The following is a 308-nucleotide window of genomic DNA, read 5'->3' on the forward strand; positions in this document are numbered from 1 at the left end:
GATCAGCAGACCGTCGGGGTAGGCATGGAAGGCGTTGGCGAACTTCTCCTCGGAGATCCGCAGCAGTTCCTGGGTCTCCACCAGGTGGGTGATGTCGCGGATCACCACCACCAGCGCCGGGGTCTGGTCGAGGGCCACGTGCTGGGCGCTGAGCAGCGCGCTGAAGGTACTGCCATTGCGGCGCCGCAGGGGCACCTCGAGGTTGGTCAGGTTGCCGTGGCCGAGCTTTTCCAGGACCTGCGGGCCCAGGCCGGGGAGTGCCCAGATGCCCAGCTCGGTGGCGGTCTTGCCGATGGCGTCGTCGGCGG

The 308-nt window shown here is 68.5% G+C and carries 1 protein-coding gene; it reads right to left on the reverse strand.

From position 1 onward, the window contains the following. A partial coding sequence (locus tag ACLJNW_RS24190) for a hypothetical protein (protein ID WP_410961216.1) occupies positions 1–308 on the reverse strand: 308 nt, incomplete at both ends.

The sequence above is a fragment of the Salmonella sp. SAL4457 genome (assembly GCF_046548235.1).
Taxonomy (GTDB): Bacteria; Pseudomonadota; Gammaproteobacteria; order Enterobacterales; family Enterobacteriaceae; genus Salmonella; species Salmonella enterica.